At 56.3% G+C, this 24,755-nt stretch carries 18 protein-coding genes; 15 read left to right on the top strand and 3 right to left on the bottom strand.

Annotated elements, in window-relative coordinates:
- Window positions 1–6: 6 nt before the first annotated feature.
- Window positions 7–2,688: a transglutaminase domain-containing protein gene (locus AC1EK1_RS03215; protein ID WP_480305689.1), complete on the bottom strand. Its 2,682-nt coding sequence runs from the start codon at window positions 2,686–2,688 to the stop codon at window positions 7–9.
- A gap of 402 nt (window positions 2,689–3,090) precedes the next feature.
- Here AC1EK1_RS03215 and AC1EK1_RS03210 point away from each other — a divergent pair, with 402 nt between their 5' ends.
- The 5 genes from AC1EK1_RS03210 (at window position 3,091) to AC1EK1_RS03190 (ending at window position 9,192) form a co-directional block, all read left to right on the top strand.
- On the top strand, window positions 3,091–4,668 hold the full coding sequence (locus tag AC1EK1_RS03210) for a DUF4301 family protein (protein ID WP_480305901.1): 1,578 nt from the start codon (window positions 3,091–3,093) through the stop codon (window positions 4,666–4,668).
- Between the two features lie 43 nt (window positions 4,669–4,711).
- Window positions 4,712–6,508 (top strand): aminopeptidase P family protein, encoded by a 1,797-nt coding sequence (locus AC1EK1_RS03205; RefSeq protein ID WP_480305900.1) that lies wholly within the window; start codon window positions 4,712–4,714, stop codon window positions 6,506–6,508.
- A gap of 4 nt (window positions 6,509–6,512) precedes the next feature.
- Window positions 6,513–7,043 carry a gamma carbonic anhydrase family protein gene (locus tag AC1EK1_RS03200; protein ID WP_480305688.1) on the top strand — a complete coding sequence of 177 codons (531 nt, stop codon included), beginning with the start codon at window positions 6,513–6,515 and terminating at the stop codon, window positions 7,041–7,043.
- A gap of 251 nt (window positions 7,044–7,294) precedes the next feature.
- The gene (locus AC1EK1_RS03195; RefSeq protein ID WP_480305687.1) at window positions 7,295–8,437 is read left to right on the top strand and encodes a PCMD domain-containing protein; all 1,143 of its coding nucleotides are present in this window, start codon (window positions 7,295–7,297) and stop codon (window positions 8,435–8,437) included.
- Entirely contained in the window at window positions 8,434–9,192 is a 759-nt protein-coding gene (locus AC1EK1_RS03190; protein WP_480305686.1) for a porin family protein, read from the top strand. Before AC1EK1_RS03195 ends, AC1EK1_RS03190 begins: the two co-directional genes overlap by 4 nt.
- 320 nt (window positions 9,193–9,512) lie before the next feature.
- Here AC1EK1_RS03190 and AC1EK1_RS03185 read toward each other — a convergent pair whose 3' ends face one another.
- Entirely contained in the window at window positions 9,513–9,986 is a 474-nt protein-coding gene (locus AC1EK1_RS03185; protein ID WP_480305685.1) for a Dps family protein, read from the bottom strand.
- 469 nt (window positions 9,987–10,455) lie between these two features.
- Here AC1EK1_RS03185 and AC1EK1_RS03180 point away from each other — a divergent pair, with 469 nt between their 5' ends.
- From AC1EK1_RS03180 to AC1EK1_RS03135, 10 genes are all read left to right on the top strand, one after another.
- Complete coding sequence (locus tag AC1EK1_RS03180) at window positions 10,456–11,499, top strand: dihydroorotate dehydrogenase-like protein (protein ID WP_480305684.1); 1,044 nt, start codon at window positions 10,456–10,458, stop codon at window positions 11,497–11,499.
- Window positions 11,429–12,643, top strand: a complete 1,215-nt coding sequence (locus AC1EK1_RS03175) for a DNA polymerase III subunit (protein WP_480305683.1) — start codon at window positions 11,429–11,431, stop codon at window positions 12,641–12,643. The genes AC1EK1_RS03180 and AC1EK1_RS03175 overlap by 71 nt, the downstream gene beginning before the upstream one ends.
- A 9-nt stretch (window positions 12,644–12,652) precedes the next feature.
- A complete protein-coding gene (locus AC1EK1_RS03170; protein WP_480305682.1) occupies window positions 12,653–14,518 on the top strand; it encodes an ABC-F family ATP-binding cassette domain-containing protein in 1,866 nt (621 codons plus the stop codon).
- A gap of 31 nt (window positions 14,519–14,549) precedes the next feature.
- Window positions 14,550–15,440: a glucose-1-phosphate thymidylyltransferase RfbA gene (rfbA, locus tag AC1EK1_RS03165; protein WP_480305899.1), complete on the top strand. Its 891-nt coding sequence runs from the start codon at window positions 14,550–14,552 to the stop codon at window positions 15,438–15,440.
- Entirely contained in the window at window positions 15,437–16,513 is a 1,077-nt protein-coding gene (gene rfbB / locus AC1EK1_RS03160) for a dTDP-glucose 4,6-dehydratase (protein WP_480305681.1), read from the top strand. The genes rfbA and rfbB overlap by 4 nt, the downstream gene beginning before the upstream one ends.
- Window positions 16,510–17,445, top strand: a complete 936-nt coding sequence (locus tag AC1EK1_RS03155; protein WP_480305680.1) for a glycosyltransferase family 2 protein — start codon at window positions 16,510–16,512, stop codon at window positions 17,443–17,445. Before rfbB ends, AC1EK1_RS03155 begins: the two co-directional genes overlap by 4 nt.
- 110 nt (window positions 17,446–17,555) lie before the next feature.
- On the top strand, window positions 17,556–18,224 hold the full coding sequence (locus AC1EK1_RS03150; RefSeq protein ID WP_480305679.1) for a hypothetical protein: 669 nt from the start codon (window positions 17,556–17,558) through the stop codon (window positions 18,222–18,224).
- Between the two features lie 637 nt (window positions 18,225–18,861).
- Entirely contained in the window at window positions 18,862–21,675 is a 2,814-nt protein-coding gene (gene uvrA / locus AC1EK1_RS03145; RefSeq protein ID WP_480305677.1) for an excinuclease ABC subunit UvrA, read from the top strand.
- Window positions 21,672–22,934: a DUF2851 family protein gene (locus AC1EK1_RS03140; RefSeq protein ID WP_480305676.1), complete on the top strand. Its 1,263-nt coding sequence runs from the start codon at window positions 21,672–21,674 to the stop codon at window positions 22,932–22,934. Before uvrA ends, AC1EK1_RS03140 begins: the two co-directional genes overlap by 4 nt.
- The gene (locus tag AC1EK1_RS03135) at window positions 22,931–23,464 is read left to right on the top strand and encodes a GNAT family N-acetyltransferase (RefSeq protein ID WP_480305675.1); all 534 of its coding nucleotides are present in this window, start codon (window positions 22,931–22,933) and stop codon (window positions 23,462–23,464) included. The genes AC1EK1_RS03140 and AC1EK1_RS03135 overlap by 4 nt, the downstream gene beginning before the upstream one ends.
- On the opposite strand, the gene AC1EK1_RS03130 is transcribed toward AC1EK1_RS03135, so the two are convergent.
- On the bottom strand, window positions 23,459–24,724 hold the full coding sequence (locus tag AC1EK1_RS03130; protein ID WP_480305673.1) for an acetyl-CoA hydrolase/transferase family protein: 1,266 nt from the start codon (window positions 24,722–24,724) through the stop codon (window positions 23,459–23,461). The genes AC1EK1_RS03135 and AC1EK1_RS03130 overlap by 6 nt on opposite strands.
- Between the last annotated feature and the right edge of the window lie 31 nt (window positions 24,725–24,755).

Genomic DNA, 24,755 nt, shown 5'->3' with positions numbered 1-24,755 from the left:
AAGCGTCTACTCATCCACTCGGATGGAGCTGAGTACGGCAGCGATACGATCCCCTATGCCGATGGTGTAGCCTTGGCTGAAAAACACGATCCGGTTGAATGTATCCGCAACCACCACCACAGGATAGTCCAGTGGCTGTGTCTGCTCCATTCCGGCCGCCACCTTGCCCAGCAGACCTTGGGTGTCGGTTCCTCGGATGGCTTGTGGCAGGAGATCGTGCAGTGACTGCCCATCCTGTCCCTCTTGGGTCAAGACAAGTGTGGGCACAGGGAGCTTGCCCCCCTCATCCACTAGTGTCCCCAAGTCTCGAAGGATATGGTCGCTCGGCTCGTGGCCTGGGCGGGCGAGTACGAGTAGGTAGTATCCTCTGCCGGTGGTGCTCAGGATGGACTTTTCGGCCCGAGCATCGAGGTCGAAATAGAGGCTCTCTGCGTCCAATTCACCGATCACATTGACCTCACTCTCATCGATGTCAAAGCGTAGCTCGGTCGGGATGTCGCACGGCAACTTGCGCAGCATATAGCGCGCTGTGCCATCCGCCTGCCGTACACCGGTGCTGAGGAAGTTGCGCTGGTACAAGAGGCGAGATCCGTTGACAGCGGACAGCTCGGCACCGTACTCAAATTCATAGCTTCTCAGGTCGCTATCCTTCTCACGCAGGTAGTTCACACTATAGTGGACATTGTACTGTGGCTTTTTGAGGAACGATTGTGTTTCGGTATAGGTGAGTTGGAGCGGACATCCCTCGCCGGAGAGTGCCACCTCCTCATCCTCCTCGCCCTCCTTGCGGGTTGCCAGAGGCACGATATGCTCGGCGCCGGACTCATCGGCATAGAGGACCACGCCATTGGCTGTGTCGTAGCGCGCCGGCACCTTTGCCGCACGCAGTAGGCGCACGAGTAGGACGATGACACTGCGCTCATCGCCTCCTCTTAGTCGCCACGTGGAGGCCGGACTCATCTGCATGCGCTTGGGGTTGTAGGTGTCATCGATCCAAAAAGTACGGACCAGCTCCCCTATCGCTTTGGCACGACCCTGGATCGAAGTGGCATGAGCCGCATCGGTGATCTCTGTAGCCCAGCTCTCCAGCTCTTTCTCCACCGGAAATATGGTCTCCAGCATCACACGTGGAGAGACGATATTGGGGTCCTGCCACTGTGCGGGTGTCAGGTCTCGATCCAGAGCGTCCTGTAGGACCTCTGCGGGTATATCTCCCAGATCTTTGGTCCGAAGTGTACTCAGCAGAGCCACTGCCTGCTCGGCACGGCCTTGTGCGCAAGCCGAGGTGACAAAAGAGGTGACCACCTTGTGATTGCCTCTGCTGTCGACGACATACTCGGCCACTTGATCTGCCATTTTCCCTGCCAGTCCGAGCGACTTGGCCAGGTCGTAGCCCTGCTCACGTGTCGGGAAAGTGGCGGTATAGGCGAGCCGGACGGAGTCGTTTTGTGCCATCCTGCGGCTGTTGGCCTCCGCCTGCTCGGGCGTAAAGCGCACCTTCGGTCGCTTCTCTGTGGGCGGAGTCAGCCGAAACAATTGCTCCTCCGGCAAATCCTCCCAGCTTCCCAGAGTGAGCACCAGCGGTGCCGCATCCGGTCGTACCGATAGCTTTTGCATCGCGATGAGCGGACCCCTATTGGCGACGACGACGATATCGCCTAGTCCCAAGCGAGCACTGGCCTCACCCAGATTATTGGCTGTCCGGCGGACAAGGGGGTAGAGCTCCGCATAGTTGTACAGCCTAAAGGTGACCTCGGCTCCCTCCGCAGGTGTGCCGTCGGGGTTGAGCACCCTCACCTTGGCATTGGCGGTGGGGACATAGTTGTCGGAGACATTGAGCTCAGTGGAGACGGGGGTTTGTTTCAAAAACTCCTCATCGCCGCTGTAGTGTCCAAAAGCCGTCGTGTGGAGGAGCATGGCGCGCAGTACCGGTGCATCGAACCACGCATTGTCCAGCACCGGGGCCGGCTCACTGGCTCCCAGGTAGTGCCATTCACCGTCCACCCAAGCCTCCACCCAGGCGTGGTTGTTGTCGGTATGGGCCCAGCGAGGTGTGTAGACCTGCCTGGCTGGAATCCCCACAGTACGCAGCACAGCGACCACAAAGGTACTCTGCTCGCCACAGCGACCGAGGGCATTGCGGAGTGTGGAGAGGGGAGGCAAGGTACGACCATCACTGGGCGCATAGGTAATGTGCCTGTGGCACCAGTGGTTGAGCTCCAGCACCGCCTGCTCCATGGTCATTCCACGGACGAGATCGCGCAACTCGGTGTAGTAGGTGGTCCTAAAGTCGTCCAAAAACTCGTTGTTGACCCGCAGCGGAAGTACAAAGTGCCTAAAAATCTTGGCCGGCACTCGTGACCCCCACGGGAGCTCCCGACGCGCTTGGAGTGCCACCCGGGTATTGGCCAGATAGTACTCCGGTGTGTGGTCCATGAGATCCGGCAGATCCATGTAGGCGTAGAGGAAGGTCAGCGCATCGGACTCTTCGCGAGTCAGGGTATCCGTCGCCGGCTTGGTCACGCTCGGATCTAGAGAGAGTGCGGATAGCTTTTGGGTGAGATCCTCACCAGCCTTTCGGACGACCGTGTCCGGAAAGAGAGGGGCTTCGCTCGTGCAGCCGACCCACAAAGTGCCACCCACAAGGAGCAGGAGCAGGCGTGCGAGGAGGTGATATCGGGTATTCATAGGGCAAATGATTGACTTAGCAGTGAGAAAAACGACACAGTGGGCACAGGGGCCACAAACTCTCCCAAATTTAGCACATTTCCGAGACTATTGCACAAGGAGGACGAGCGATTGATTTTTTCGCTTCTATCCGTCTAAGCATCGGCTTCTATCCGTGAAAACTTTCGCTTCTATCCGTGAAAACTTTCGCTTCTATCCGTGAAACTCGATGCCTCTCTGGACACACTCATTTTCAGATACTTACAGATGGGCGTTTTGGAGCCGTTTGGGAGGGGTTCGGAGCGGGGTGTCGGCGGAGGGCGTGTTTTGGAAATATCCCGGACTATTCCGACACGGTGTGCGGGAATTTTGTACATTTGTGAAGATACGGAAATAGCCATACCCCTCTACGCTAACATGAATATGGAAACCTACCAACCCACCCCCGCCGACCTAGCGCAGATAGAGCGCAAAGGGATCAGCCGAACCCAGCTGGAGCGACAACTAAGTGCTTTTGAGGAGGGATTCCCGTACCTCAGCATTGTTCGTGCCGCCGATGCAAAAAGTGGGATCACCGTCCTCAACGAAAAGCAGTCCGCCTCGGCTCTCGAGACCTGGGCCGACGTGCTCCGAGACCCTTCGGTGAAGGTCCTCAAGTTTGTCCCCGCCTCCGGAGCGGCCTCACGGATGTTTCGGGATCTACATCGATTTCTCAATGGTGACGAGCCCTCTCCGGCGGTCCGTGAAGTATTGGATCACATACAGAGCTTTGCCTTTTACGACGCACTCAACCGCGCCTGCATGCTCGGAGAGGGAGGCAAGACCGTACCCAAGTTATTCGAGCGAGGCGAGGAGCGTGTCGTGATCAAGTACCTCCTGACTGAGGTGGGGCTCAACTATGCCAACCTCCCCAAGGCACTTGTCCTCTTTCACAAGTACCCACAGACACCTCGTACCGCCATGGAGGAGCATCTGGCCGAGGGTGCCCTATACACTCGCAACAGCAGTGGGGTGACTCACCTACACTTCACCCTCTCTCCGGAGCACATCAAGCCTTTTGAGGCACTCCTGCAGCGTCGCAAAGAGGCACTCGAGGAGACCTACGGCACTGTGTTTAGTGTCACACACTCGATCCAAAAGCCGAGTACCGACACCGTGGCAGTGGATCTCGACAACCATCCCATACGAGACGAAAAGGGGGCTTTGGTCTTTAGACCGGGCGGACACGGTGCCCTGATCGAGAACCTCAACGACGTCGATGCCGACATCATCTTCATCAAAAATATCGACAACGTCGTCCCAGATTTCCAAAAAAGCAGCACCATCATACACCAAAAGATACTGGGCGGCTACCTCGTGAGCCTGCGCGACAAAGTGTACCGATACGCCGGCCTGCTGGCAAGCAATCCTCACCCCGGAGCCACCCTTTTGTCGGAGATACAGGCCTTCATGCGGGATGCGTTTTGTATCGAGACCGGGGAGCTGTCCGGCGTGGATGGCGATGATGCCCTCGCCGAGATTCGACAGGAGGAAAACAGTGAGGCCATAGCAAGACTACTCCGCCTGCTCCTCAATCGCCCCATACGCGTGTGTGGAATGGTGCGCAATGAGGGAGAGCCGGGTGGCGGGCCCTACATCATCCGTGACAAAGATGGCCGCACGGGGCTGCAAATACTGGAGGCCTCACAGATCAACAAAGAAGATCTGCACGCCGAGAGTGAGTTTCGGAACAGCCGATACTTCAATCCCGTAGACATCGTCTGCTGTACCAAAGACTACCGAGGGAATAAGTACGATCTGCGCCTTTTTGTAGACCCGGACACCGGATTTATCAGCAATAAGAGCAAAAACGGGCAAGAGCTAAAAGCCCTCGAGCTGCCCGGCCTGTGGAATGGCGCCATGAGCAAGTGGAACACCGCCTTTGTGGAAGTGCCGGCCGACACATTCAACCCCGTAAAGACGGTCAACGACCTACTGCGCCCCGCACACTCTGCACAATAAAACAAGACAACATACAATCTCACCAATACTATATAATATGAGTATGAAAAACGAAATCATCTCCAGACTCAACGACCTAAGGGCCTCCATGGCAAAAGCCAACCTGGATGCCTACATCATACCCAGCTCGGACCAGCACCTGAGCGAATACACCCCCGAAGTATGGCAGTACCGCCAGTGGATCTCCGGATTCTTGGGATCCGCAGGCACAGTGGTGGTCACGACCGACGAGGCCTTTTTGTGGACCGACTCGCGCTACTTCCTAGAGGCTACAGCCGTCCTAGAAGGGACCACCATACAGCTGATGAAGGAGGGGATGCCCGGTGTCCCGACCATCGCCGACTACCTCAGGACCAACGAGCAGGTCAAGCGGGTTGGTTTTTGGGGTCGCTCAATGCCCGCGAACGTCGCTCTCGACTACATACGAGAGCTCAAGATCGGTGGCGTGAAAGTGGTCACTGATCGGGAGCTCATCTCCGACTTGATGGAAGAAAAGCGAGAGATCCCCACACACCCATTTTTCGTCCAACCCCTCGAGTACGCCGGGGTCAGCACCGCCGAAAAGGTACAGAAGACCCGCCAAGCGCTGGCGCAAGGCGGAGCAGACACCATCATACTCACCATGCTGGATGAGGTGGCTTGGCTCTTCAACGTCCGCGGAAAAGACGTGGACTACAACCCCGTAGGCATCGCATACGGTATGATCACCCCGGAGGAGGTCGCCTTTTACACCCTACCACAAAAGCTCACCAACGAGGTGCGCCAAACCCTTGAGCAAAACGGCGTCACCATCAAGCCCTACGAAGAGATCTACAAAGATGTACGAGCCATTGCAGACAACCAGGTGGTATGGGTCGACCCGGTTCGGACCAACTATGCCTTCTATGCCTCCATACCCGAATCCTGCACCCAGGTACACAAGCTGAGCCCGGTAACCCTACTCAAAGCACAGAAAAACGAAGCCGAGTACCAAGGATGCAAGCGTGTGATGCGCCGAGACGCTGTGGCACTGACTCGCTTCTTCATGTGGCTGGAGCAGACCTTGGCAGAGGGAGGACATCCGACCGAGTACGAGATCGGACTAAAGCTGGCCGAATTTAGGGCACAAGGCGAGGGCTACGTCAGCGACTCCTTTGCAACCATTGCCGGCTACAATGCCAACGGCGCCATCGTTCACTACCATGCGACAAAGGAAGGATCGGCCAAGCTAGAGCGGAGTGGGATGTTTTTGCTCGACTCGGGCGGCCAGTACCACGACGGCACGACGGATATCACCCGCACCATCTCCCTCGACGGACACCCCACTGCCCAGCAAAAGCACGACTACACCAATGTCCTCAAAGGACACATAGGCATCGCCACCGCCATCTTCCCTGCCGGCACACGTGGAGCACAGCTGGATGTACTGGCACGGCGATTCCTCTGGCGTGAGTGCAAGATGTTCACCCACGGCACCGGGCACGGCGTAGGCCACTTCCTCAACGTCCACGAGGGGCCGCAAAACATCCGTCTGGAGGAGAACAATACCCCTCTCTTACCGGGCATGGTCACCTCCAACGAGCCGGGCTACTACCCCACTAATAAGTACGGTATCCGGATCGAGAACCTGATCCGCACCGTTCCCTACCAAGTAGGTGAGGACGGGGTACCATTTTACCGCTTTGAGACCCTCACCCTCTGCTACCTCGACAACAACCTGGTGGAGGTGGAGCTCCTCACTGATGAGGAGCTAAAGTGGTACAACGACTACCAACAGAGAGTTTACGAAGAGATCTCACCCCTTCTGACCGTCCACGAAGCCGACTGGCTACGAGCCAAGACCACCCCTCTCACTCGCTAAAGCCATGCCGGTAATCCAGACTGTGCGGGGGTTTACACCCAAGATCGCCGAGGAGGTCTTCTTGGCCGCCAATGCCACCGTGGTAGGCGACGTGGAGATCGGGAGTGGGAGTAGCATTTGGTTTTCGGCCGTTGTGCGAGGAGATGTCAACAGCATCCGGATCGGCAAAGGGGTCAATATCCAAGACGGCGCCATCATCCACACCCTCTACGAAAAGTCAGTCAGTATCCTCGAGGACAACGTCTCCGTGGGGCACAATGCCATCATCCATGGTGCCCACCTTTGCGAGGGCGTCCTGGTCGGCATGGGTGCCATCGTGATGGACAATGCCGTCGTAGGACGAGGTGCGGTCATCGCCGCCGGTGCGGTCGTACTGAGTGGCACACAGGTGGAGCCGGGGAGCCTCTATGCCGGAGTGCCGGCCAAGTTTGTGAAGTGGTTGGATCAGGAGCAAGCAGAGTTTTTGAGCCAACGCACGGCAAGAAACTACCGGATGTACGCCTCCTGGTACCCTCCTCAGGACGAGAGAGAGTAGTTCGCATACCCTTTCCGACCCATATCGAATGGAGCGGAGTGCCCACCGGACACTCCGCTCCTTGTATTTGCCCCCAAGCGAGGAGTTTCGATCAGTGCAACCGTTACATTGTCAGAGCATTGGGGACTTTCCGACAGCGGTGACTTGTCTTCCCGTCACACTCTGAAAAATAAAGCGTACCTTTGCTTGATTTTTTTTTGAGGGGAGAGGACGAAAGCAGATTAGGTACTAACACATCAAAAAAGACACCAATGAAGCCAACAACACTGAGACAAAAATGGTCTGTGGTCATTGCGCTGCTCCTGCTCACGTGGATCCTTCCGGGATGTATCCGACACGAGGTGCCCAATGCCGAGGCGGACATTCTGGGAGTCAGCATAGAGGGCGTGACGCTGTTGCGCCCCACTGTCCTGACCAACAACACCGTGACGATCTACCTGCATGGCTGGGAGGATGCCACCAAGCTGGCCCCATGCTTCGAGCTCACCCCCGGGGCAAAGATCCATCCCGCCTCCGGGACACCATTGGACTTTAGCAAGCCCCAAACCTACACGGTAACCTCCGAGGATGGAGCTTGGTCCAAAGAGTACCAAGTGTCCGTTGCCCAAAAGGAGGCACCACTCAGCTTTGACTTTGAGCACGCACGGTTTCACACCGACAACAGTGGCAAGAAGTATTTTCACATCTTCTATGAGCCAAATGAGGACGGCACCCCGGCTATGGACTGGGCTACAGGCAACCTCGGCTTCTCGATGACCAATCAGGATGCTCCCGCCAATGCCTACCCCACCTACCAGACAGAGGATGGCTATCGGGGCAAGGCGGCCGCACTGGTGACCCGTAGCATCCCGGACATGGGCTTTTTCACAAAAGGCAAGCCCATAGCGGCCGGAAGCCTATTCCTAGGCAACCTCAATACCGGTCTGCTTCTTTTCAGCCCACTAAAGGCAACTGAGTTTGGGATGCCACTCACGGTCGAGCCGGCCTTTCTGGGAGGCTACTACCGCTACACACCGGGGCCGGTACTGATCGACAAGGACCGGAAGGTACTAGAGGGCAAGCAGGATACCTTTGACCTCTATGCCATTGTCTTTGACACCTCAAACGGCACCAAACACCTTGATGGCACCAATTCTCTAACCCACCCCGACCTCGTGCTACTGGCACGGATCAAGGAGAAAGTGGGGGATGGCAAGTGGCACCACTTCTTGATCCCCTTTGAGCCACAAAATGGGAAGTCCATTGACCCCGACAAGCTCCGTGAGGGGAAGTACAGCTACTCCATTGTCTTCTCGTCGAGCCTAAATGCGGCAAAGTTTGAGGGAGCAGTGGACAGCCACCTGACCGTCGATGAAATCAAACTATTCACCAAAGAAGAAAAAGCCGAGCAATGAAAAAGCAATTGTTTCTACTCACACTACTGGCACTTGCCCTCAACGTCAGTGCCGATGACACACCACGTCACCGTCAGCTCGGCTGGGACTTTGAACTAAAGCAAGGAGTCAATATCGGTGCCGTATCCCCCTGCCCACTGCCGGTCGAGATCCGTGGCATCGGATCCTACAGTCCACGACTCAATGGCACGGCCGAGGTCGTGGTCACACGATGGTTGCCCAAGAGCCCGGAGATCGGGATTTCGCTGGGGCTAAAGTTTGAAGAAAAAGGGATGAAAACCGATGCACGGGTCAAAAACCAGCACACCGAGATCGTCAATGCCGGCCAAACTATATCGGGCAACTACACCGGTGCCGTCTCGACCACCTACTCCGCCACGGCACTCACCCTGCCACTGATGATCAACTACAAGCTGGGCGAAAAGTGGAAGGTACGTGCCGGCTACTACTACTCCTACATGCTCAGCCAGAGCTTTACCGGATTTGTGCACGATGGTTACCTACGGATTGGATCACCGGTGGGCGAAAAACTCACTTTCGGTGATGACGGCATGGGTGCGTACAACTTCAACGAGCACCTCAGGAGGCACAATGGAGGCTTCCAGGTAGGTGCCACCTGGCTGGCGGTACGAGACTTTACGATCAACTCCGACCTGACTTGGGGCTGGGGTACGATCTTTGAGCGAAGTTTCAAGGGCCTGGGGATGAATCTCTACCCGATCTTTATGAACTTCTCTTTCGGCTACCGCTTCTGAGTCACCTCCGACCAAAAAGAGGGCAAAAAGCGGACCCCCCAGAAAAAAAGCGATTTTTCGGGGCCAAAAACACCTTTTTGGAGAGACTGATAATCAAACACTTGCAAGGAGCTTTGAGTTTCACGGATAGAAGCGATCGGGTTCACGGATAGAAGCAAAACTTTTCACGGATAGAAGCGATCGCTTAGACGGATAGAAGAAAAAATTGAGCCTTGCGAGGAAGGGAAAAAAGCAAAGCAGATTTTAGCAAGAAAGACCAAAAGAGGGGGTGTGCCAAAGTAACTTTTGACACACCCCCTCACGTCTCTATGAGACTGACCTTATTGGAGCAACGCAGTGAACATCCAAGCTTGCTTTTCGTGCATCGTCAAAAAGCCGGTGATGAGGTCAGCTGTGGCATCGTCATTCAGTTCTCCTGCAAGAGACAACAACTCACGCTCTCCCTCTACCAAAACCTTGATGGAGTGAAGAACTTGCTTGGTGATCTCGGTGGCATCGGTGATGACCCCTGTCTCACGAAGTGTTGCTAAGCCCTGAATCTCCTCAAACCTGCGGGTAGGAATACCATCTAGCATCAATACACGCTCTGCCACAGCATCGATCTGCTCAAAAACTTGGTCGTACAACTCCTCTAGCTTGGCATGCATTCCAAAAAAAGTGACGCCCTGGACATGCCAGTGAAAGCCACGCAGGTTGGAGTAGTAGACATGGAGGTTGGCTAGGTACGCATTGAGTGCACCAACCATCTTCTTGGCATTTTCGGACTTTATTCCGGTTATCTCTATTATTTTCATACTTCTATAGGTAATGAAAGATGAGTGAGTGCCGTTGCTTCCAATAAACAGTAAGGATCAAAAGAGGGAAGCCAGCCTCTCACTTTATACACACTCTCTCTTGAGTGTACAAGTTACAACAATAATACCACCTTTCATGTGTCGTAGCTTGTTAATTATCCAGAAAGTAAGGCCACTCTAGATGCACAATCAATGAAAATACCTATTACTAGGTACCCCATCGCATAGCGACTTGAGGTTTTAGAGACCACTGGCTTGTGTTTTTTCACAACAACAGACAACAAAAAATGATCCTAACCTTTGCAAAGCGGGAGATGCAAAAAGTGGGCGACAGGCTTTGGGAGCACGGAGATGACGAGCAGGAGACGTAGGTGTCGCGTCGCACCTTGCAATTTCTTGCTATCTTTGTGAAAGGGGGTAAGAAAAGAAGTGCATTTGTTTTTTTTAGAACCTACATCGCCCAACGTTTATGGCAACCATCTCCACCAAATACGCTAAGACCCTAAGCCTACAAAGCCCGTTCGTCATAGCCAGCTCAGGCCTGACCCAAGATCCCAAGAAGATACAAGACTTCGCCAAAGGAGGGGCCGGTGCAGTGGTACTCAAGTCGATTTTTGAGGAGCAGATAGAGCACGAAGCAGCCTCGCTGGAGAACCAAAGCTATGACTTTCCTGGGGCGGATGAATACCTGCAAAGCTATGTCCGTGATCATGCACTGGCACAGCACACCGACCTCGTCAAGGCCTGCAAAGACACACTGGAGATACCGGTGATCGCCAGCATCAACTGCTACAAGTCGGATCGGTGGATCGAGTATGCCCGGACTCTCGTGGAAGCCGGTGCCGATGCCCTGGAGCTCAATGTCATGCGTATCGACACTGACCGTGCGCAAGAGTGGGGAGTGGCGGAGCGCAACCTCATACAGATGGTGTCGGACTTGGTAGCCGTCCTTCCGGCGTCGACCCCCATCACCCTCAAGCTATCCAAGTACTATACCAATATCATCAGCCTCTGCCGAAGCCTCTCTATCGCAGGAGCAGAGGGTGTGGTGCTATTCAACCGGAGCTACTTTCCGGACATTGACATTCGGAATGAGTCCATTGTCTCGGGGCCAGTCTTTAGCAGCGAGACGGACCTTTTGGACGGCATACGCTATACCGCTCTGGTACGTGGGACGGTGCCGGATCTCTCCATCGCTATCTCGTCCGGTGCTCGTGACGGCAAGGACCTCGTGAAAGGACTGCTGGCCGGTGCCAATGCCGTCCAGTACTGCACGGCACTCTACCACGGCGGTGCACGTATCGTGGCGGAGAGCCTGGACTTTCTCCACAAGTGGATGGAGGATCATAGGTACAAGAGTGTCGATGAGCTGATAGGTAGGCTGGCCGCCACGCGTGTCGACCATGCCAACCTGATGCAGAGGAGCCAATTCATGAAGCACTTTGGCAGCCACGACGACCGTCCGACAGATAGCTTTGGTGGCAACAGCCAACCCCACCACACCCTATACTGATCCACCGGCAATGCCCCATCGCATCCTCCCCGACTACAGTGAGGTCTACGGCCAAGCACGACAGATCGGTCACCTCTGCGACCTAGTGAGCCGAGGGACCATCCCTCATGCGCTACTCCTGGAGGGGATGCCGGGCGGAGAGGCTTTTCCCCTGGCGGTGGCCTTTGCCCGACACATTCTCTGTGAGCACCCCACCGATGAAGGTCCCTGTGGTAGCTGTCTCTCGTGCCGGCAGATGGACGAGTGGCAGCACCCGGACTTTAGCATCATCTATCCGATCGCAAAAGAGGGTGAGAAGGAGACAACAGCAAGCGACTATGCGGACGCCTTTGCCAAAATGATGCAAAAGCACGTCCGCTTCACCAACCAAGAGTGGCAAGAGACACTCGACTCCGGCAATAAGCAGCTGAATATACTGGTGGCCGAGGCCGACAAACTCTCCAAGAAGAGCGTCCTCAAGTCCTTCCAAAGCCACCACCAAGTAGTCCTCATCTGGCAACCCGAGACCATGAGAAGCGATACGGCCAACAAGCTCCTCAAGCTCTTTGAAGAACCCCCGGAGGAGATGATCTTCCTGGCTGTAAGCCATCGTCCGGACCTGCTGCTACCGACCATCGTCAGTCGCTTTCAGAGAGTTCGGATCCCCCCGATACCCGAGGAGACTCTGCGGACATTGCTCGCCGATCGATTTGGACTGGCCTCCGTGGAGGCTGTGGAGGTGGGCCACCTAGCACAAGGCAATCTCTACCAAGCTCTCCGCCTCGCCTCTGGAGTCAAAGACCCCCTGGCACAACAAGCCCTCACCCTACTCGAGACGACCCTGGTGAGCGATCCCAGGCTCTACTTGAGCATGACCGAAGAGATCGCCAAAGCAAGTCGCCCACAGGTAATCGACCTTATCGACCGGATCATCGGGCTGCTCCGCGAGGCCAATGCCCTGCGTCTCGGCCTCACAGATGCCGTCTACATCCCATCCGCCGACCTGCCACGGTTACAAAAAATAGCGGAGAGGCTGCCCTTTGCAGCCTACCCCGCTCTCATGGAAAACCTAGACAATGCCCGCAACGAACTCATGCAAAACGCCAACATCAAGATCGTCTTTTTTGACCTCATGATCCACTTCGCCAGATCATACACTCGATAGCAATCCACTATGGCAATACTACAGGTAGACAACTTATCCAAGAGTTTTGGCGTCCTTGAGTTGTTTCGAGGCCTCACCTTTTCACTGGAGGAAGGACAAAAGGTGGGTCTCATCGCCCCAAATGGAGCCGGCAAGAGTACCCTCCTGAAGATCCTGATCGGGAAAGAGCCGGCAGACTCCGGCACGGTCCTAATCCCCAAGGAAGCACGAGTGGCCTATTTACCTCAGCACTCCGACTTTGGCGACTACCCCGACATCCTCACCGCCTGCCTCAGCGGGATACGTCCGGAGCTGCGCAACGCCATCGAGCGCTACGAGGAGGCCGAGCAGAGCAAGGATCCACAGACACTCATGCAAGCCATGGCGCAGATGGATGCCCTCGATGGCTGGAGTATCACACAAGAGCTCACGGCACTGCTCGATCGCCTACACCTCACCGACCCCACCAGATCCACCCAAGGGCTATCCGGCGGAGAAAACAAGCGGATCGCACTCGCCTCCGTGCTACTCGACGCACCCAACCTCCTCATCCTGGACGAGCCTACCAACCACCTCGACCCCGACGTGACAGAGTGGCTCGAGGAGTACCTCAGAGAAAAGCCCGTAACACTCCTCATGGTCACACACGACAGATACTTCCTGGATCAAGTGTGCGACACCATCATTGAGCTAGACGACCACAGACTATACACCTACGAGGGCAACTACTCCCTCTACCTCGAAAAGCGACAAGAGCGACTGGACCAAATGCAAGCAGAGCAACAGTCGCTCCGCAATATCTATCGGCGTGAGCTGGAGTGGATGCGCAGCACACCACAGGCACGCTCCTCCAAGGCCAAGTACCGCAAAGACGCCTTTCACGAGACCGAGTCACGGCTCCGATCGGCCAGCACCTCACGCCAACCCACACTGGAGAGTGCCGGATCATTGTATATTGGCAAAAAGATCTTTGAGGCCCGAGGTCTCTGCAAGTCCTTTGGCGACAAAGTGGTCCTCCGCGACTTTTCCTACGACTTTGCCCGCAGGGATCGAGTGGGTATCATAGGGCCAAATGGTGCCGGTAAGACCACACTCATCAAGCTCATCATGGGGCTGATCCAGCCCACAGCCGGTACCATCACGCTAGGTGAGACCGTCCGCTTTGGCTACTTTGCCCAGACACCGCCCCAATTTCCGGAGGACAAAAAGGTGATCGAAGTACTTACCGACCGAGCGGAGCACATTACCCTGAGCAGTGGCAAAAGCATTAGTGCCATGCAGTTCCTTAACCGCTTCCTCTTCTCACCGGCACGCCAGCAGGACTACGTCGCCAAGCTCAGTGGAGGAGAAAAGAGACGACTGCAGCTCTGCACAGTCCTGATGGACAACCCCAACTTCCTCGTGCTGGACGAGCCCACCAACGATCTCGATATCCCCACCATACAAGTACTGGAGGAGTACCTTACGGACTTTAGTGGCTGCCTCCTGATAGTATCGCACGACCGATTCTTCATGGATCGACTGGCCGAGCACCTCTTTGTCCTCTGCGGAGATGGCAGTGTGGAGGACTTTCCGGGCAACTATACCGACTACCGACTCCGGCAAAAAAGCACAGCCACCAAGGCGCACACCCAAGCATCCACCACACCACCGACCGACAAGCCCATACGGCAAGACCGAAAAAAGAGACGCAGCTACAGAGAGCAACAAGAGTTCGACGCTATCGAAAACGAGCTCCCCGAGCTCCAAAAGCAACTCCATCAAATCACAGAAACAATGAATAGCGGGACAGTGGCTCCGGACGAACTGACTCGGCTTGCCAACCAATACACCGCACTAAAAGACGAGATCGACGAAAAAGAGATGCGCTGGCTGGAGCTCAGCGAAATCGAGTAGCCACCCCCCAAAAACCATGTCCACACCATCCATGAAAGGCATCATCCTCGCCGGCGGATCCGGCAGCAGACTCTATCCCATCACGAAAGGGGTCAGCAAGCAGCTCCTGCCCGTGTACGACAAACCAATGATCTACTACCCGCTGTCGACCCTTATGCTGGCCGGTATACGCGACATACTTCTCATCTCCACGCCACACGACCTCCCGGCATTTCGGCACCTGCTGGGCGACGGAAGCGACTACGGCATACGCCTCTCGTACGCTGTGCAACCCTCGCCCGATGGTTTGGCCCAGGCTTTTGTGATCGGGGAGGAGTTCATTGGCTCGGATGATGTCTGCCTCATCCTAGGCGACAACATCTTCTACGGTCGCGGCCTCAGTGAGATGTTACGCACTGCCGTGACGAGTGTCCGGAGTGCACGCCACGCCCACATATTTGGCTACCAAGTGGATGAGCCGGAGCGCTACGGAGTCGTCACCCTACGGGATGGCAAGCCCGTGCACATTGAGGAAAAACCCCGCCACCCACAGTCCCATCACGCCGTCGTCGGCCTCTACTTTTACCCCAATAACGTTATACAGATAGCCAAGCAGATCAAACCATCGGCACGAGGAGAGCTCGAGATCACCTCCGTCAACGACACCTACCTCCGAGCAAAAACCCTCGACATCACACTCATGGGCCGAGGGTTTGCCTGGCTCGACACCGGCACTTTCGACTCCCTCAGCGAAGCCTCCACCTTTGTCGAAGTGATCCAAAAACGCCAAGGACTCAAGATCGCCTGCCTCGAAGAGATCGCCTACCGAAACGGCTGGATCTCACAGAGCCAACTGCTCCGGTGCGCCGACGAAATGGCCCAAAACGAATACGGCAAGTACCTCCAAAAGGTAGCCAACCAAGACGACCCTCAAGAATCATGAAAAACATACTCATCACCGGCGGAGCCGGATTCATCGGATCCAACCTCGTCCGACACATGGTCCAAAAGTACCCGGACCTACAGATCCACAATCTCGACAAGCTCACCTACGCCGGCAACCTCGACAACCTGACAGACCTCCAAGGGTGCCCCAACTACACCTTCATCCACGCCGATATAGCCGACTACCCCACCATGCAGGCCGTGATGGAGCAGTACCGGATCGACGCTATCCTCAATACCGCCGCCGAGAGCCACGTCGACCGCAGCATCCTGGATCCCTTCACCTTCGCACGCACCAATGTCCTCGGCACACTCACCCTACTCCAAGCCGCACGAGAGTACTGGGAGCGACACGACCTCATGGATACTGCCCGCTTCTTTCACATATCCACCGACGAAGTCTACGGAGCACTGGCACCGGGCGAGCCCCCCTTCTCCGAGACCAATAGGTACGACCCACACTCACCCTACTCGGCCAGCAAAGCATCCGCCGACCACTTCGTCCGAGCCTACCACGACACCTACGGCCTACCCACGCTCATCTCCAATTGCTCCAACAACTATGGCCCCTACCAGTTTCCCGAGAAGCTCATCCCCCTCGTGATCCAAAACATCCGCACCGGCAAGCCCATACCCATCTACGGCAAGGGAGACAACATCCGCGACTGGCTCTTTGTCACCGATCATGTACGAGCCATCGACCTCATCCTACACAAGGGACAACCCGGTGAGACCTACAACATCGGTGGGCACAACGAGTGGCGCAACATCGACCTGATCAAGCTGGTCATCCACACGACCGACGAGATGCTGGGCAACCCCGAGGGGCACTCACTCCCACTCATCACCTTCGTAAAGGACCGCAAAGGGCACGACCTCCGATACGCCATAGATGCCCAAAAGATAGCGGACCAACTGGGCTGGAAGCCATCGGTCACCTTTGAGGAGGGGATCCGAAAGACCATACGCTGGTACCTCGACCACCAAGAGTGGCTGGACAATGTCACCGGAGGAGAGTACCGCAACTACTACCGGACCATGTATCACGAGCAAAACCCGCCTCTCCCATGATCTCCATCATCATCCCCCTATACAACCGCCCGGAAGAGCTGGAGGAGCTGCTGCACAGTCTCACGACCCAGACCAAGCCACACGAGGCCATCGAGGTCATCGTCGTAGAGGACGGCTCCACCATCACCGCGGAGCAGGTAGTACGGCAGTACAGCACGGCACCATTTGCACTCCGGTACCTGACTCAAAAAAACGGAGGCCCGTCCTCCGCACGCAATACCGGAGCCCGGCAAGCAGAGGGCGAGTGGCTCCTCTTCCTCGACTCCGACACCATCCTACCCCCCGAGTACCTCTCGGCAGTCACTCGCGCCATCCGATCCACAGAGGCCGACCTCTGGGGCGGACCCGACCGAGGACACGACACCTTCACCCCGATCCAAAAAGCCATCAGCTACAGCATGACCGCCTTCCTCACCACAGGTGGCATACGAGGTGGGCAAAAAGAGACCGTCGACCGCTTTTACCCACGGACCTTCAACATGGGGGTACGCAAGAGCGTATTCGACCAATTGGGGGGCTTTGACACGAGCATGAGGTACGGAGAGGATCTCGACTTCAGCATGCGCGTCATCGAGTCCGGCCACACCTCAGCCCTCTACCCCGACTGCTGGCTCTACCACAAGCGACGGAGTACATTCGCCGCCTTCTTTAGCCAAGTACGCCACAGCGGACGAGCACGATGGACACTCCGTGCCAAGCACCCCGGCACGCTCAAGGTTGTCCACGCACTGCCGAGCCTCTTTGTCCTCGGTTGCCTGGGTAGTCTCGCCGTGGGCCTGGTACAGCTACCCCTCCTCTACGCCCTCCTGATACTGGGAGATGCACTCCTCAAGGGGTACACCCCCCGAGAGTCCGTCTACTGCGTGGTGGCCGCCTTTGTACAGCACTTCGGCTACGGCATCGGCTTCATCGAAGAGCCCTTCCGCAAATAATCAGCAAGCAAAAAAGAGACAAAGCAGTGGCCGAGTCTACCGACCACTTGGCCGGCTCATAACTTTTTTTACTTTTGCGCCTCATTAGATCAAAAGACTTCTGTATAGATATGAATCACATGAGACTCAAAACGACTTTGATGGCTTGCGCCTTGGCTCTGCCACTTTTTGCAAACAACGTATGGGGACAATCGTCCCAATCCACATCCACCCAATCAACCGGCCTACCGACCACACGGTGGAGCGTAGAGCTGGGTATGCGCAATGGGGTCACCTTTGAGCACACCATAGCCAAGCACTGGACCATGAGGTATGGGATAGGCGAAGCAATTCACTGGAACTTTCAGCCCCTCCTCTTCGGCCCGGATCCGGAGAAAAAGTGCGAAAACCCCTACTACTCCAACTGCAACGTAGAGAGCAAGGGCGCCACTCGAATCGGCTTCATGGGAGACTACCACGGCATCTCTCCCTTCGTCAATGTTGCGATCCGCTGGTATGCTCGTCCCGGCGAAGCAGGGGATGGATTTTTTGCCGGCTTTGACCTGATCTACTTCCACGATAGCTGGAAGGTCGCCCTAAAGCCGTCCAAAGACATTATCAAGCTGTCGCACACCTTCATGATGTCGCCCTGTATCGGCTACAACTTCCGCATCACCGATCGTCTGAATATCAAGACGATGCTTCTGCCCAGCTTTGGTGTCGGATACTCGCAGAGGACCGACTCGACCTACGGCATCCCCACCATCTCCTGTGACTTTGGGGTGACCTATGCCTTTTGATCAGTGGAGATACGGGGCAGAGTGAGCGTGTGAGACCACGCTCATTGCCTTTTTCCCAAAAAAGCAAGAGTGCCCCCCGGGGGGTTGCCCTTGCTTTTTTTCGTCTCCTATCGGGGGCAAAAAAAGCCCCATTTTTTTGGTCCGAAAACGGATTTTGTAAAGCACTAAAAATCAAATTCTTGCAGAGGACCTCAAGTTTCACGGATAGAAGCGAAACTATTCACGGATAGAAGCAAAAGTTTTCACGGACAGAAGCGATTGCTTAGACGGATAGAAGAGACTGTTGCACGAAGGCGATATGCTGCGTTGCTTTCGGAATTCGGGCTAGGTCACGTACGTGAGTACGCTCCCTTCGCCCTTATCCTCAGCGCCTTGCATCTCATCCTTCGTGCAAAGTCTCAGCACATTTTAGCAAATGTGCGAGAATGGCACTTCGTGCAACATTCTCTAGAAAAAAAATCCGCACCACCCCCCCCCCAAAAAAAAACAATCCCCTCAACGACCGATAGGCGGAGGGAATGAGAGAGCCTAGAAACGATGCGTTGATTTTGGTAACTTTACAGCCATTGGCAGAGAATACACGAAGTGCAATTTCGCAGATCCCTCTCGTGAGACAGTCTCTGACAGGGCATAGAGCATGGACAAAGTAGAGGAGCAAAAGTATATCGACCTCCACGGTGTGCGGGTCAATAATCTCAAGGACATATCCCTCAAGATCCCTCGGGGCAAGCTGGTGGTGATATCAGGTCTGAGTGGCAGTGGCAAGAGTTCGCTTGCCTTTGACACCCTATATGCCGAGGGTCAGCGTCGGTACGTGGAGAGCCTGAGCGTGTACGCCCGGCAGTTTGTGAGCAAGATGAGCAAGCCGGAGGCGGACTACATCACCGGTATCCCGCCCGCCATCGCCATCCGGCAGCGGGTCCCCAACCGCACACCGCGCAGTACGGTGGGGACGATGACAGAGGTGTACGACTACTTGCGGATGTTTTTTGCACGCGTGGGGCACACCTTCAGTCCGATCAGCGGAGAGGAGGTGAAGCGTCACAGCACGGCAGATGTGGTAGCTTTTGTGAACAGTCTCGCACCGGATACAGCGGTAATGATCTGTGCGCCGATGATTGTGCCACACGGTCGCTCACTGGAGGAGCACCTACAGTTGCAGCTGGCCAATGGCTATGTGCGTGTGCTGCGTGAGGGGGAGGTGGTTCGGATCAGCGACCTACTGGAGGCAAAGGGTCTGAGCCGCATGAAAAAGAGTGGGATGCACTTGGTGATCGACCGTGTGCGGGTACAGCCGGATCGCGATGCGACGACCATCCGGATCGGAGACTCGGTGGAGACCGCATTCTTTGAGGGGCGAGGCGATTGCTTGGTCGTTTGGGAGGGCGGAGAGCGAGCATTTAGTGACCGCTTTGAGGCGGATGGGCTACTCTTTGAGGAGCCCACGGACAAGCTCTTTTCGTTCAACAGCTCCCTGGGAGCATGCCCGACCTGCGAGGGGTACGGGCAGGTGATGGGGATTGATGAGGATCGGGTAATCCGAGACAAACGCCTGTCGCTCTACGAGGAGTGCGTGATGTGCTGGCGAGGGGCCAAGATGTCCAAGTGGAAGGATCGCTTCATCCAAGACACGGCCGATCTGGGCTTCCCGATCCACAAGCCGTACCACCTGCTCTCCGATGCGGATCGTGACTTGCTGTGGAACGGCAAGCCGGGACAAGTGTATGGGATCAACGACTTTTTTGACTTTTTGCGCAAAAACACGCACAAGATGCACTACCGGATCATGCTGGCTCGGTATAGGGGCAAGTCAATCTGCCCGACGTGCAAAGGGCAACGGCTGAAAAAGGAGGCTTTTTACGTAAAGATAGCCGGCAAGAGTATCGGAGACTTGGTCGAGATGTCCATCGGTGAGCTAAACGAGTGGTTGCGCCACCTGGAGCTGCCGGCCGACGACCGCAAGATAGGGGAGCAGCTCCTCGACGAGCTAAGGCACCGCGTGGGCTTTTTGGACGCCATCGGCCTAAACTACCTCACTCTGGGTCGCATAGCCGGTACCCTCAGTGGCGGAGAGAGCCAGCGGATAACGATAGCCAAGTCGCTGAGTGGCGGACTGATAGGGGCCCTCTACATACTGGACGAGCCAAGTATCGGCCTACACGCACGAGACACGCACCTCCTGATCGAGGTACTGAGAGCCCTGACCAATGCAGGCAACACAGTCGTCGTCGTGGAGCATGACGAGGAGGTGATACGGGCGGCGGACCTGATCATAGACCTCGGCCCCAATGCCGGCAGACTGGGGGGCGAGATCGTCTACCAAGGAAGCCCCAATGACCTGCCCCAAAAGCCTACCAAATCCTACACCGTGGAGTACCTGACAGGTCGAATGAAGATCCCGGAGGTGACGGAGCGACGCCCATTTGATCGCTCGATAGTGATCAAGGGAGCCTACAAGCACAACCTCAAGGGGATCGATGTCACTTTTCCGCTCAATGTACTGACCGTGGTCACGGGGGTCAGTGGCAGTGGCAAGAGTACACTGGTAAGGGAGGTCTTCTATGAGGGACTGAGTGCCATCAAGAGTGGCTTGGCCACCGACAGCCCTGTAGCATGTGACGAGATCAGTGGCAATGTGTCGGATGTGAAGCAAATCGAGTACGTCTCACAGGATGCTCTCGGCAAGAGTACCCGCTCCAACCCCGTGACCTATATCGGTGCCTATGACGATATCCGGAACCTGATGGCGGAGCAACCACTCTCCAAGCAACTGGGCTTTAGTGCTGGATTCTTTTCATTCAACCGCGAGGGAGGCCGCTGCGAGTACTGCCAGGGCGAGGGAGTGGTGACGGTGGAGATGCAGTTCATGGCCGACATGGAGATCGAGTGCGAGGAGTGCCATGGGCGCAGATTTCAGGACGATGTGCTGGAGGTGCGCTTTAGGGACAAAAATATCTACGACATACTGGAGATGACAGTGAGTGAAGCGGTAGCCTTTTTTGGGAAATACGCCGACGAAGAGCCCTACTGTGGCAGTATCGCCTCAGCCATCAGCGTCCTCGAGCGAGTGGGACTGGGGTACGTGAAGCTGGGGCAAAACTCCGGCACCCTCTCCGGTGGAGAGAGCCAGCGCGTCAAGCTCGCCTCCTACCTCATCGGCAAGCGACGAGAGCATACCCTCTTTATATTCGACGAGCCGACGACGGGACTGCACATCCACGACATACATGTCCTGATGGATGCCTTTAGGGCACTCCTGGATGAGGGGCACACTGTCGTCATCGTGGAGCACAATATGGAGGTGATCAAGAGTGCGGACTACGTGATCGACCTAGGACCCGATGGCGGAAAAGCCGGTGGACACCTCGTCTACCAAGGAAGACCGGAAGGGCTGACAGAGGTGAGCGACTCCTTCACCGGACAGTACCTCAAAAAAGCAATGAGCCGGTGAAAGAGCGTACCCTGCACTATATCTGGCAAAACCGACTGTACGACTCGGTCACTGTCGACGGAGAGCCGGTCACTGTCTTGGATGTGGGGCAGTACAACATTGGTGCCGGTCCCGACTTCTTGGTCGCCAAGGTGGAGATCGGCTCCATCGTCTGGGTGGGCGCAGTGGAGATCCATATACAGGCATCGGACTGGTACCATCACGGACACGACACCGACGAAAGATACGACAACGTGGTACTCCACGTGGTACTGACCAACGACAGACCCACGACAAATGCAACAAAGAGGAGCATCCCCACCGCCACCCTCCATGTGGAGAAGAGCGTGATCCGACGCATAGAAGCACTGGAGGAGGGCCCGCAAGCCCTACGGTGCGCTCCGGAGATATCCGCTGTCGACCTCGACCGAATCCATGACCTGACCCCCCGCCTGCTCCAAGACCGAATGCTGCAAAAGCTCGACAAGCTCACCGATGCCGAGGAGCCGTATGCGACCACCTTCTTTTACCGCTCCCTACTGCGGTACCTCGGCGCACACCAAAACAACGACGCCATGGAGCAGGTCGCCAGATCCCTCCCCTACACCTACCTAAAAAAGCATGCCTCGGACCTCACGGCACTCGAGGCGATGCTCCTAGGCCAAGCCGGCCTGATCGAAGAACAACCGCGGGACGAATACGAGGCCAAGCTGTATGGCGAGTATGCCTTTTACCGACAAAAGTTTGGGCTCACGCCCCTACCGCATGGGCTTTTCAAAAAACTAAGGGTCCGCCCTCCATCCTATCCGACAAGGATGCTGGCCATCGCTGCACAGCTCATACATCGGGAGGACGAGCTGCGGGCCTCTATGGTCGCCCAAGACTACACGACACTCACCGATCTACTGAGCCACCCACCAAGTGACTACTGGCAAAGGCACATCGACTTTGGTCACCCGGCCAAGCGCAAAATGGGTGGTCCGGGACAGACGACGCTACTCTCCCTACTGATCAACGCCATCATCCCCACAGCCTACCTCTACGGACGGAGTACAGGCGATCGAGGCATGGCAGAGGCGGCCATCGCCTATCTGTCCACGTTGCCTCCGGAGCAAAACCGAATAGTCCGCCTATTCTCCGACCACGGGATTGCCCCCCGATCAAGTGCCGACACTCAGGCCATACTCCAGCTGCACGAGCACTATTGCGCCCCCTACAGTTGCCTGACATGCCCTGTGGCTCCATTGATTTTCCAACACCTTCATTTCCAACAACCGTGAAACCACAAAGAATTACCGACCCCAACGACCCACTGTGGGCGCACATCCTCGAGACCTACACCACTGCTTTCCCCTCCGTTGAGCGACGAGACGTGGGACTGCTGCCCGACCTGCTGGGCGACGACAGTGACTTTCGCTCCTACGCATTTTGCGATGGGGAGCACTATATTGGCTTCATGCACTTCTGGGAGTTTCCGACCTTTCACTACTTGGAGCACTTCGCCATCATCTCCTCCACGCGTCGCAAGGGCTACGGCAGCCGTGCGCTACAGTGGTTGCTCGACCAACTACCCAAGGACACTCCGCTGATCCTGGAGGTGGAGCTACCGGAGGACGAGCTCACACGTCGACGCGTCGCATTCTACAAGCGGCACGGGCTCTACCTGCTCGATACGCCCTACATCCAGCCCCCCTATCGTGAGACGGATGAGGAGGTCCCCCTTCGGCTCATGTGCACCAGCGAGCACCTCCCCGAGGATGCGATCCGCACCCTCAGGAGCAGAGTCTATGGTTGCACCGACGAGCTATGAAAAGCGTGTAGCCCACTCCTCCTCCAGCCGTTCCCTAAAGTCCGGGTGGGCGATCTCGATCAGAGCTTTTGCCCGCTCGCTCATGGTGCGTCCTCTCAGCTCGGCGGCACCATACTCGGTGACAATGACATCGACATCGTTTCGGAGCGTGGTAGCCGTATGGTCGGTCAGGCCGGCGACGATCCTAGAGACCGCCCCACCCCTTGCCGTCGATGGGAGAGCCAGTATGCTGCACCCACCGGGAGAGCCACACGCACCGCGCACAAAGTCCACCTGACCGCCCGTGCCACTGTACATACGTCCGTTGATCACCTCTGCATTCACCTGCCCCAGCAGATCCACCTCCACAGCAGAGTTGATGGAGATCATACGGTTGTTGGCGACAATCTCCCTGTAGTCATTGACCACACCTGCGGGATAAAACTCCACCTCCTCATTGAGGTGCAGCCAGTCGTAGAGTGCTTGGTTGCCTAGAGCAAAGGTCGCGATCATCTTGCCGACCCGGTGCCCCTTTTTTGCCCCGGTGATGGCCCCCGTATCATGCAGTCTCTGCACACCGGGAGTCAGCAGCTCGGTATGGATCCCCAGGTCCTTGCGATCGGTGAGCCCGTCCAGGACCGCATCGGGGATACCACCTATACCCACCTGCAGCGTGGCACCATCCGGCACATACTCGGTGCAGATCTCAGCGATACGACGCTCCAGATCAGTCGGCACCTTTGGCTCTATCCCAAAAGGGGGCGCACTGTGCTCCACCAGCAGGTCTATTCGGTCGGCCGTAATGTAGTTTTCGCCGTAGACAAAAGGCAGGCGATCATTGACTATCGCGATCACACGCTTGGCTTTTTGGACAGCCGGCAAACCATAGTCGCACGACAGACTCAGGCTGTACCGCCCCCGACTGTCCGGAGGGGTGACCTGCACCACCGCCCAGTCCACCGGTATTGTATGCCCAAAAAAGTCCGACAACTGGCTAAAATGGCACGGGATATACTCGGCACGACGCTCAGCCACCGCCTCCAGTATCGCCCTCCCGTGGATAAACATCGTCCTCACCTGCACACAGTCCGCCATATCGGGTGCCAAGTGGGCTTGACTGCCGAGGTGGATCAGATGAAAGAGCTTGAGTCCTCGATGCTCCCCCTTTTGCCGTACCAGTTCGTCCGTCAGCAGATCAGCCGTGACAGCCGCATGGCTCATCACGATCGAAGCCCCGTCCTCTATTTCCCGCACCGCCTCAGCTATAGATACTCTACGCATACACTTGTGGCTCCTAGTAGCTCCCAAAAAA

The organism is Porphyromonas sp. C0026D3, from assembly GCF_056590775.1.
This window is presented reverse-complemented; position numbering and strand designations above follow the sequence as displayed.

What these genes read in the sequence shown, in the direction of transcription:
- AC1EK1_RS03215 (WP_480305689.1), bottom strand. Translation starts at nt 2,688, where the DNA reads ATGAATACCCGATATCACCTCCTCGCACGCCTGCTCCTGCTCCTTGTG.
- AC1EK1_RS03210 (WP_480305901.1), top strand. Translation starts at nt 3,091, where the DNA reads ATGGAAACCTACCAACCCACCCCCGCCGACCTAGCGCAGATAGAGCGC.
- AC1EK1_RS03205 (WP_480305900.1), top strand. Translation starts at nt 4,712, where the DNA reads ATGAAAAACGAAATCATCTCCAGACTCAACGACCTAAGGGCCTCCATG.
- AC1EK1_RS03200 (WP_480305688.1), top strand. Translation starts at nt 6,513, where the DNA reads ATGCCGGTAATCCAGACTGTGCGGGGGTTTACACCCAAGATCGCCGAG.
- AC1EK1_RS03195 (WP_480305687.1), top strand. Translation starts at nt 7,295, where the DNA reads ATGAAGCCAACAACACTGAGACAAAAATGGTCTGTGGTCATTGCGCTG.
- AC1EK1_RS03190 (WP_480305686.1), top strand. Translation starts at nt 8,434, where the DNA reads ATGAAAAAGCAATTGTTTCTACTCACACTACTGGCACTTGCCCTCAAC.
- AC1EK1_RS03185 (WP_480305685.1), bottom strand. Translation starts at nt 9,986, where the DNA reads ATGAAAATAATAGAGATAACCGGAATAAAGTCCGAAAATGCCAAGAAG.
- AC1EK1_RS03180 (WP_480305684.1), top strand. Translation starts at nt 10,456, where the DNA reads ATGGCAACCATCTCCACCAAATACGCTAAGACCCTAAGCCTACAAAGC.
- AC1EK1_RS03170 (WP_480305682.1), top strand. Translation starts at nt 12,653, where the DNA reads ATGGCAATACTACAGGTAGACAACTTATCCAAGAGTTTTGGCGTCCTT.
- rfbA (WP_480305899.1), top strand. Translation starts at nt 14,550, where the DNA reads ATGAAAGGCATCATCCTCGCCGGCGGATCCGGCAGCAGACTCTATCCC.
- rfbB (WP_480305681.1), top strand. Translation starts at nt 15,437, where the DNA reads ATGAAAAACATACTCATCACCGGCGGAGCCGGATTCATCGGATCCAAC.
- AC1EK1_RS03155 (WP_480305680.1), top strand. Translation starts at nt 16,510, where the DNA reads ATGATCTCCATCATCATCCCCCTATACAACCGCCCGGAAGAGCTGGAG.
- AC1EK1_RS03150 (WP_480305679.1), top strand. Translation starts at nt 17,556, where the DNA reads ATGAATCACATGAGACTCAAAACGACTTTGATGGCTTGCGCCTTGGCT.
- uvrA (WP_480305677.1), top strand. Translation starts at nt 18,862, where the DNA reads ATGGACAAAGTAGAGGAGCAAAAGTATATCGACCTCCACGGTGTGCGG.
- AC1EK1_RS03130 (WP_480305673.1), bottom strand. Translation starts at nt 24,724, where the DNA reads ATGCGTAGAGTATCTATAGCTGAGGCGGTGCGGGAAATAGAGGACGGG.